The sequence below is a fragment of the Veillonella fallax genome, assembly GCF_020687175.1.
GTDB lineage: Bacteria > Bacillota > Negativicutes > Veillonellales > Veillonellaceae > Veillonella > Veillonella fallax.
The window spans coordinates 1-10,111 of the sequence record NZ_JAJEQD010000032.1 but is presented as its reverse complement, the minus strand read 5'-3'; the positions used below and the strand labels follow the sequence as shown (position 1 = coordinate 10,111).

Below are 10,111 nucleotides of genomic sequence, written 5' to 3'. Positions count from 1 at the left end.
ATAAAATGCCGATAGAGCTAGTATTTAACTAGTTCCATCGGCATTAACAGCAACACTTTTTGTCCTATAACCCTAAATATTCCTATCACTCATGACTACCCAAATTTTCTATTATATATAGAGATACACCCTTATAATTAATACCAATATAAACAAAAAGGCTGTAATAACGAATTACCGTTATTACAGCCTTTATATACTGTTATCTGTTAGGATTATGTTAATGGTTAAGAGTAAATTATGCGTTTGCTAATGTTTTACCCAATTCTTCACATTGTGCTTTGCCATCATCATCAGGTTCACCCAAGATAGCTACGCCATCAGCTACTAATTCGCCGCCAGCATCTTTAATGCGTGTACCCCAGTCTTCCAACCAAGTACCACCCCAGCCATAGGAACCAAAGATTGCTACTTTTTTGCCACCCAATTTGGATTCTAATTCAGTATAGAATGGTTCAAATTCGCCTTCTTCTAATTGTTCTGCACCCATATCAGCACAGCCAAGAGCTAATTTTTCATAAGCTGCTGCGTCATCTACAGATACTTCAGAAACAGATTTTACTTCAACTTCTTGACCTGCAGCTTTGATACCTTCTGCTACTGCTTGAGCCATTTGTTCTGTATTGCCTGTACCGGACCAATAAATTACACCAATCATCTTGTACCTCCTAGGCCGTTCTTGCGACCAATGAACTAAATGTTTTTCCCAACATCAATTGAGTTTGACAAAATTCACGACATGCTTTGTAACATAAGAAAGAGCGCTTAGCATCTACCACGTCATGGTAAACTTTCCATTCCCCACACATACGATATCCACTGCCACGACGGGAAATAAAGTATTTCACATCATTCAATGGATAGCCTAGAAATACGCCGATTTCATGTGGAAAATCAATGCTTGCCTCCATACGGTATCGTAGATGTTCTAGCATCTCCATAATGCTCATACGATCATGATAACCGTAGGCTTTCAAAAATGTCATTACCGCAGGTTGCCGTACATAGTCTCTTAATTGCTTCTCACGGAATACCAATAACAGTCTACGCGCTTTACAGCGACATAATTCAAAGAAGAACAAACCTTTTTCATTGAACTCTTTATTATATTCTGTCAATACAAATTGGATTTGTTCATTCATGTCCCGTGGAATAGAAACCAAATTCGAAAGCTTAATCCCTCGAATTGCCGGTGCACAATGATATCCAATGATATGGTCAATTGAATTCATCATAATAGTACCTGCCTGTTGCATATCGTTAGAACCACCCCTAATGAGAATAATTCCTATATGCACATAGTACTCTTGATGAGAAAAATTGTCAAGAATAATTGATATATATTTTCAATAATTATTTATTTTTTAGCTGTTAGCAAAGACTTAACTTTAGGGAATATCGCAGCATCATTAGCTTCATCTATAGCGATAAAGCGTGCATTAGGGCCAGTGTACTTATTGTCAGACAAACTAATATGTAATACTTCATTATAAGAATTATTATTAGCTATACTTTTATATTTTAATGTTCCTTCATATACATTACCTTGTTTAGATAATGGCGTCACTACTGTGAAAGTACCAAGAATTGGGCTATCACCCTTATTAATAGCAGATGCAAGTGCACCTAGTGCAGATGGATCTGAGTTAACATGCTTTGTTTCACTAATCTGACCAGATAATTGTTTACCTAATACTACATCACCATATACAGCATAATTCATTTCATTTTCGTTTTTAATGTTTAGCGTATATACATTGGCAGATGTAGCACCGGCTTCGATAAATACAGATTTTATATCCTTTTTAGCATCTCCTGCGAAAAGCGCTTTAGGATTATTTGGATACATAGTAACGCCTTCAGGTAATTTAACACCTTGATATGTTACTGTTTGGCTTCTATTCAAAATGGACTTAATATTTGCTGCAGAGCCCATCGCCGGAACAGATACTAATACAGCTGCTACAGTAGCAAGTAATACTAATTTTTTCATATATCTCCTCGAATAAAACGTTAATGTCACAAACTCTCAACATTATGTCTAGTAACAACACAGTAGTAAAGAACCGCCCTTAACGGAGCGGTTCTTTATCATTATCTTAACAATGTAGGATACATTATTTCTTTTGTGCCTTAGCCCAACTATCACGTAAACCAACGATACGGTTCATTACGATATGATCTGGTGTGCTATCTTTATCAGTTACAAAATAACCTTGACGCAAGAATTGGAAACGGTCTCCTGGTACAGTTGTACCGAGACATGCTTCCCCTTTACTGTGGAATACTTGTAAGGACTCATGATTAAAATCACCTAAGAAGTCTTTACCGTCAGAATCTTCTTTTAGTAAGTAGTCATATAAGCGAGATTCAATATCTACTGCAGTAGATGCTTCAACCCAATGCAATGTACCTTTTACCTTACGTGTACAACCGCTACCGCTCTTAGTTTCTGGATCATATGTACAGTGAATTTCTGTAATATTGCCATTTTCGTCTTTAATAACATCAGTACATGTAATGAAGTATGCACCTTTTAAGCGTACCTCTTTACCTGGTGCCAAGCGGAAGAATTTCTTAACTGGCTCTTCCATAAAGTCATTGCGTTCGATGTAAATTTCACGACCAAATACAACTTCACGGTTACCCAACTCTTCATTTTCTGGGTTATTTTCAACGGTACAAAGTTCAGTTTGACCTTCTGGATAGTTTGTAATAACAACTTTCACAGGATCAATAACAACCATAGGACGTGTAGCTTTGAGTTTCAAATCTTCACGGATACAGAACTCTAGCAAAGCAATGTCAACAACACTGTCAGCCTTAGCTACGCCAATACGGTCACAGAAATCACGAATAGCCTCTGGAGTATAACCACGACGACGTAAGCCAGAAATAGTAGGCATACGAGGATCATCCCAGCCAGCTACAAGGCCTGCCTCAACAAGAGCACGCAATTTACGTTTAGACATAACCATTTTAGTTACGTTCAAGCGCGCAAACTCAATTTGTTGTGGAATTTCAGTGTCATCCCAGTCTTCAAGTACCCAATCATACAACGGACGGTGAACTTCAAATTCCAAAGTACAGATGGAATGTGTAATACGTTCGATAGCATCTTCAATAGGATGAGCAAAATCATACATAGGATAGATTTTCCACTCATTACCTGTATTATGATGTTCTGCATTTACAATACGATAGATAACAGGGTCACGCATAACGATATTAGGATGTGCCATGTCGATTTTCGCACGCAATACCTTTTCACCATCAGCGTATTTACCATCCTTCATTTCTTCAAAGAGTTTCAAGTTTTCTTCTACGCTACGGTCACGGTATGGACTATTGGTACCAGGTGTAGAGAAATCGCCACGTGTTTGTTTAATTTCATCTGCTGTTTGATCATCTACATAAGCCTTGCCAAGAGTGATTAATTTCTTAGCATATTCGTACATTTGACCGAAATAATCAGATGCATAGCGAGGCTCTCCAGCCCAATCAAAGCCGAGCCATTTTACATCTTCCATAATGGAGTTTACGTATTCAACGTCTTCTTTTGCTGGGTTTGTATCATCAAAACGAAGGTTTGTTAAGCCATTATATTGCTTGCCAATACCAAAGTTAAGGCAGATAGATTTAGCATGCCCAATGTGTAAGTAACCATTTGGTTCTGGCGGGAAACGAGTTAATACGCGTCCGCCGTATTTACCAGTTTCATTATCTTTGTTAATGATAGCTTCGATAAAGTTAACGGATACAACTTCTTCAGGAGCTACAGTTTTTTCAATATCTTTATGTTCCAACGTTCTAACCTCCATAGGATAAATATTCTTTTATTTTACCATATTTTGCATAATATCGCATATCTTTTGAGGTCTTGTGATATTAGTCGAAATCAGCTAAATCAACTCCTGCCTTTTTAAGCTCTTCTAAAGCAGATTCAACATCCATTTCTGTTTTTTTATAGTTAACCTCTTCATTAACACAAGTTTTTAATGGTTTCTTATGAACACCAGCAATAATATTATCGGCTGTCAAAATAGACATATCATAACGCGTGCGGTCAGTATAGGAACCAATATGTGGTACGATAAGACAGTTTTCAACACTTAATAGTGGGTGATCTGCTGGTAATGGTTCTGGATCAGTTACATCGAGTGCCGCATAATCAATTTCACCTGTTTGTAAGGCATTAATGAGAGCATCTGTATCAACGATAGGTCCACGGCCTACATTTACAAATAAAGCGGTATTTTTCATCTTCTTGAAGAATGCTTCATCACACATGTGATAGGTTTCATCTGTTAATGGAGCCATTACACAAACTACATCACTAGTAGCCAAAAGATCATCTAACTCCATATAAGTTGTTTTATAAATTTTATCATCTATACGCTGGTTGCGATTATGGTATACAACGGTCATCCCAAAGGCACGAGCGCGACGTGAAATAGATACACCGATAGCACCCATTCCGATAATACCAAGAGTGCGGCGACTTAAATCAAAGCCTTTAATATTAGAAGGTCTTTGAGCCCAACGCCCTTCTTTTACAAAATTAGCATTTTCTAAAATACGGCGACTAGCTGTGGCGATTAATGTAAAAGCAAGTTCTGCTACAGTTTCGTTGAGAACACCCGGCGTATTGCCATAAGGAATACCTGCTGCCGTTAATTCATCAATTTTTACATTATCATAACCCACAGCTGCTTGAGCAATAACCTTTAAATTAGGTGCATTTTTTACAAGATCACCGTCTACATCTAAAGGGCGAACACACCACAAACCATCCGCATCAACGAGCCATTCCTGTAATGTCTCACGAGGCATTACAGTCTTTTCAGTCCATTGGCGCACATCTACGTGCTCTTTTAAATAAGCAATTGCATCTTTACGGACTAAACCGTTTACAACAACTAGAGGTTTTTTTTCCATATGTATAAGTCCTCCAAAAACGTCTTATAATACACGCCCAAGAATTTCGCGTTAAAGTTAATATCATATATTTCTATTATATACTTATATTTTATACTAGAAAGCTGGCGTAATACAACAAAAAGGAGTAAGGCCTAGGCCTTACTCCTTTTATGTAGCTTTAAATTTGAATTATTTCAAATCTGCTGTACAGTTAGGACATTTAACTGCATCAATGTGAATTTCTGTTTTACAGAATTGACATTCTTTAGTTGTAGGTGCTTCAGCAGCTTCTTCTTCTTTCGCACTTTTCATCATTTTAGCTAATGCGCGAACCATCAAGAATACAACGAACGCCAAGATTAAGAATTGAATCAAATCAGTAATGAATGTACCGTATGGCAATACAGAACCAACTGCACGAGCTGTATTAATATCAGCACCAGCCATGAATGCATCTTTAGATGCAGCATTTAATGGCAAGTACAAGTTACTGAAATCAATACCGCCTGTGAACAAGCTGATAATAGGCATGAACAAGTTGCTTACAACGGAGTTAACCAACGCTGTGAAAGCAGCCCCAATAATCATACCAATAGCTAGGTCCATCATGTTACCTTTGAATGCAAAAGCTTTAAAATCGTTCAAAAATTCTTTCATTTCTCACTACTCCTAGATACACTTAATTGAGAATGCGTTAATAACTGTACTAATCATAAAGGAAAGATGAAGAGATGTCAATATTTTTCGATGTAGTTTTTCGAATTTATTTAATATAGTTTTTCATAGGTCAATCTAAAATTGTAATAAATCAGTATTTATGCGTACTTTTCGCACCATGTTAAAAGGTGCCAATCACGAATGTGATTAGCACCTCTACTGTCATACAACATCTATTATTGTATAGATTCGACAATTATTTAATTTTATCCTCTATAACCTTTCCTTCTTGTAAAGGTCCACTTTGTTCTTTGAGGCGAGCCAACATAACAGAAGATACGAACATCGCCACACCAGCGCCTATCGTTTCAATAGATAAGCTTTCACCAAAGAACAAGAAGCCATAGAAGGAACTGATGAATACACCAACATATTGTAAGAATTGTGCCACTACAGCGTTAGTTGTAACAAAGGCACCAGTCAAGAAGAACTGAGCCACTACACTAATACCACCAATCGCCAAGATGATAAGCCAATCTGTTCCCTGCGGCATAACGAGCTTATCAGTTGTAACGAGCCCTGCAATCATCCCTGTAATCATGAAATAAGCCATAATTTCGAAATTGCTATGTTTCCCTCGTTTAGATATAAGGCGAATGGTCGTATACGCAGCTGCAGATAGAGCAGCCCCTAAAATAGCCACCAAGGCAAACCAAGTAAAGCCAGTAAAACTAAATGGATTTACCATAACCATAACGGCTACAAAGATCAAGAGTAGCCATTTTCCTGCCCCTTTAGGCACTCGTTCTTTAAGAAATAAGGCACTAAAAATCAGTACGAATATACCTGATGTTTGAAATAAAATCGTCGCATCGGATAACTTTAAATGCACTAGGGCAATAAAGTTACATACCATGCCAAAGCCGCCATATAAGCCACGCATAACAAGATGTCCTCTATCCTCTTTCGAGAATCGGATACCTCGGGTATACATAACGATGAGAACAGCAATGGTTCCAAATAAACCACGGAAAAAGGCAATTTCCCCAGATGGAATATTAGAGCCGAGCATCTTTACAAATAAATTCATCGTACTCAACAAGAGTGCCGACAATAGTGCATACATAAGGCCTTTTCTAGCCATACTACCTCCCTATACACTTTTACCATAGTATAACTAAATAGTTACTACCCCTGTATTATCTATATGAGCAATCTAATATACAGGAGATACGGAATATATAAAATCAAAATATATGCCGCCCTTCTAGCGAAAGGCGGCACCGTATTATTTAGAGAATGTATCTACAAAATCAAGAATTTCTTGTTTCATATTCTCTTTATCGATTGCTTTTGTGAAACGCAATGGTTTAGATTTCAATGCTTCCAATTGTTTAGGGAATGCTACACCCGTTACAGCAGAAATATTATCTAAGCTTTCATATGGTGTATCACCAACTTTAATATCTAAAGCTTCACAAATAGCTGTAGGGAATTTAAATGGATGTGCAGTAGATGCAATAATTGTATGACGCGCACCATCTTCTGGGTGTTTCTCTAATTCCTTCATGTATGCACCCATAGCTACCGCAGTATGAGGATCCATTACATAACCATAGGAGTTGTACACTTGCTCAATGATGGCTTTTGTTTCTTCGTCATCTACATAAGCACCTGCAAAATTAGCTTTAACGCGGTTGAATTCTTCTTCGTTTACAGTCAATTTACCTGTAGATTTAAGATCTTTCATCCAACCAGCTGTGCGTTCACTATCCTCACCAGAGATATAGTATAAGAAACGTTCAAAGTTGGAAGACTCAAGAATATCCATAGACGGAGAAATCGTTGTATAGAATGGGCGGTTCATATCGTATGTACCACTTTCAAAGAAATCAGTAAGCACGTTATTTTGGTTAGATGCACAAATCAATTTACCAATAGGAATACCCATTTTTTTAGCATAATAAGCAGCTAAAATATTACCGAAGTTACCAGTTGGCACCACAACGTTGAATGCTTCATCTTCATGAATGGCGCCTTGTGCAACAAGTTCTGCATAGGCATTCACATAGTACACCACTTGAGGTGCCAAGCGACCAATGTTAATAGAGTTCGCACTAGAGAACATAACACCTTTTGCAGCAACCTCTTCTGCAGTATCTTTATCAACGAATAAGCGTTTCAAGAATTGTTGCGCATCGTCGAAGTTACCGTGAATCGCAGTAACATTAACGTTGTCCCCTTCTTGCTTTTGCATTTGCTCAGCTTGCATTGGACTTACGCCATCAGTTGGGTAGAATACTTGAATGTGAGTACCAGGTACATCTTTAAAGCCTTCAAGGGCAGCTTTACCTGTATCACCAGATGTAGCCGTTAAGATAAGAACCTCTTTTTTCTCACCTTCAGCCTCTTTTGCCGCTACTAATAGATATGGGAATAAAGACAATGCCATATCTTTGAAAGCTTGTGTACGGCCATGGAATAATTCTAGGACAGAAACCTTTTCTAATAAGGAATGTAACGGTGCAATATCACGAGTGCTGAAATTAGCATCACTGTATGCAGAGTTGATCATTTCTTTTAAATGAGCTTCTGAGAAACATGGGAACAACTTGGATAATACAACAGCTGCTACCTCTTGATAGTTTTTATCTTTCACATCATTGTAAGTTAAGCAGTTTGTAGGGAATAAAGATGGTACATATAAACCACCATCCTCTGCTAAGCCGTGCAACAATGCATATGTTTCATTTACCGCAACGGTACCGCGGGTGCTAGTATAATTCATGGAATACCTCATTCATAACTACAATGGATTTTACGAGTTTAATAGATTTATTATAGCATAAAAGCGCCCCTAAAAGGAGCGCTTCTATAGAATTAAATGATATTTTTACTCGAATTGTTTACTGCTAACAAAATAGAGCATCACGAACTATAAAAATATACATCAAATAGCTATGTCGATTATAACTCGCCTTCTGCAATAGCATCCAATGTATCAAGGGATGGAATGAAGAAAAGCATACCTGTAATAGGTTTGGAATAATCAAGCAATTTATCGTTTTGCGTAAACATATTAGTAAGCATTGTTTTAGTTACATCCCAGTAACGAGCATAACCGATAAAGTATGTGCCACGTACACCTTGTCCAGGTTGAGCAAACGGTACGTTCATACGAACGATTTTATGTTCTTCATCATCGCGATTATCTTGAGCCACTACATTATGAGCTGCTGGATCTTTTTCATCATCTTCTAATTCAATATCACTGAATTTACGACGGCCAATGAATTTTTCTTGCATTTCCGTAGGAAGTGCACGCCATGCATCAAGATCATGTTCATATTTTTGAGCAAATGCATAAGAACCATTAGTGAATTCAGGATCTTCATCGCCAATAACACCCCACTCAACAGCCTCTTGACCAACAGGGTTTTCAGTACCATCAACGAAATCGATGATAGCACGACCTTGTTCATAGTGGAAACCATGAGTTTCATCTACTACAGATGTAATAGGACGTAAGAACTCCATAATTTGATCTACTACCGTATATGTAACGGATTCATCATTAGAACGCACATGTAAGAATAAATCTGCTGCTACAGCTGGTACGTCTTGTTTATCCCCTTTAATACCTTGGAAATCTTCTAACTCTTTTGGTACCGGTGCATTAGGGAATAAATAATCCCATGCTTTACGGCTAAAACCAAAGGCAATGCCTAAACCTTCACCATTCGCACGAATACTAACAGAACGTTTAATGGCTTGGATACGGTCTGCCATATCTTGGATAACTTCAAGTTCTGCGTCACGATCTTTGCGATTTAATAATAAGGTTGTAAAGTTAACACTTTGGCCTGCATCTTTATATACATCTTGTGTTCTAGAAACATCTACTGCCATTGGGTACCTCCTAATGAGAAAAATTATTATATAGCAATCATAAGCTATTACATCTTTATTGTCTATAATATATAAAACATTACATACCAAATAACCTCATCATAGCTATTGCAGCTCAATCAGAAGAAGAGATAGTAGAAAGCTTAAAATATCAATTCGTCATATATTTTTTTTGGTATTTGTTCAATGGGCTTATTATTATCAATTGCAGTTGCTAAAGCATCAATTCCTTTTTTTATTTCAGATAGCTCATAACCATAAAGAGGATCCATATAAATAACCCTATCTAAAGAATTTTCACCAAATATAACTAAGTATAAATCTGTAAGTTTTTCCAATTGTATAAGTGCATTTTGTACTTCCGTATCCATATAAATTTCTCCTAGGTAGTGAGAATCATGCCAGTAACAAAGAACCTTACTGTATTTTATATTTTAATTTTCCCTATAGTTCTATATAATTTTCAACAAAAGGATATCATCTATAATATATACATTATTTAATTTCATTACAATACACTAGTATAACTAACAGATTACAAATAAATAAATCAGAACCACCCGTAAAACGGGTGGTTTGCTCACGGGCTATAAGCCCGTAGTACTAGGCCAGCGTCTAAAGGCGC

Annotated in this window: 10 protein-coding genes; all 10 read right to left on the bottom strand. The window is 37.2% G+C overall.

The features are described 5' to 3' along the window. Window positions 1–238 precede the first annotated feature (238 nt). A complete protein-coding gene (locus LKD20_RS09320; RefSeq protein WP_227721591.1) occupies window positions 239–658 on the bottom strand; it encodes a flavodoxin in 420 nt (139 codons plus the stop codon). Window positions 659–668: 10 nt separating this feature from the next. Then, on the bottom strand, window positions 669–1,256 hold the full coding sequence (locus tag LKD20_RS09315) for a DUF3793 family protein (RefSeq protein ID WP_105094098.1): 588 nt from the start codon (window positions 1,254–1,256) through the stop codon (window positions 669–671). 101 nt (window positions 1,257–1,357) lie between these two features. After that, on the bottom strand, window positions 1,358–1,993 hold the full coding sequence (locus LKD20_RS09310; RefSeq protein ID WP_105085937.1) for a hypothetical protein: 636 nt from the start codon (window positions 1,991–1,993) through the stop codon (window positions 1,358–1,360). Between the two features lie 124 nt (window positions 1,994–2,117). Then, window positions 2,118–3,806, bottom strand: coding sequence for a glutamine--tRNA ligase/YqeY domain fusion protein (locus LKD20_RS09305; protein WP_227721589.1), 1,689 nt, complete (start codon window positions 3,804–3,806; stop codon window positions 2,118–2,120). Window positions 3,807–3,888: 82 nt separating this feature from the next. Then, on the bottom strand, window positions 3,889–4,938 hold the full coding sequence (locus LKD20_RS09300) for a 2-hydroxyacid dehydrogenase (protein WP_227721588.1): 1,050 nt from the start codon (window positions 4,936–4,938) through the stop codon (window positions 3,889–3,891). A gap of 171 nt (window positions 4,939–5,109) precedes the next feature. Next, entirely contained in the window at window positions 5,110–5,577 is a 468-nt protein-coding gene (gene mscL, locus LKD20_RS09295; RefSeq protein WP_105085940.1) for a large conductance mechanosensitive channel protein MscL, read from the bottom strand. 256 nt (window positions 5,578–5,833) lie between these two features. Beyond that, the gene (locus LKD20_RS09290; protein ID WP_105085941.1) at window positions 5,834–6,721 is read right to left on the bottom strand and encodes a DMT family transporter; all 888 of its coding nucleotides are present in this window, start codon (window positions 6,719–6,721) and stop codon (window positions 5,834–5,836) included. A gap of 144 nt (window positions 6,722–6,865) precedes the next feature. Further along, the gene (gene thrC, locus LKD20_RS09285) at window positions 6,866–8,365 is read right to left on the bottom strand and encodes a threonine synthase (RefSeq protein WP_005385956.1); all 1,500 of its coding nucleotides are present in this window, start codon (window positions 8,363–8,365) and stop codon (window positions 6,866–6,868) included. Window positions 8,366–8,544: 179 nt separating this feature from the next. Then, complete coding sequence (locus LKD20_RS09280) at window positions 8,545–9,486, bottom strand: Dyp-type peroxidase (protein ID WP_227721587.1); 942 nt, start codon at window positions 9,484–9,486, stop codon at window positions 8,545–8,547. Between the two features lie 143 nt (window positions 9,487–9,629). Then, window positions 9,630–9,857, bottom strand: coding sequence for a hypothetical protein (locus tag LKD20_RS09275; RefSeq protein WP_227721586.1), 228 nt, complete (start codon window positions 9,855–9,857; stop codon window positions 9,630–9,632). Between the last annotated feature and the right edge of the window lie 254 nt (window positions 9,858–10,111).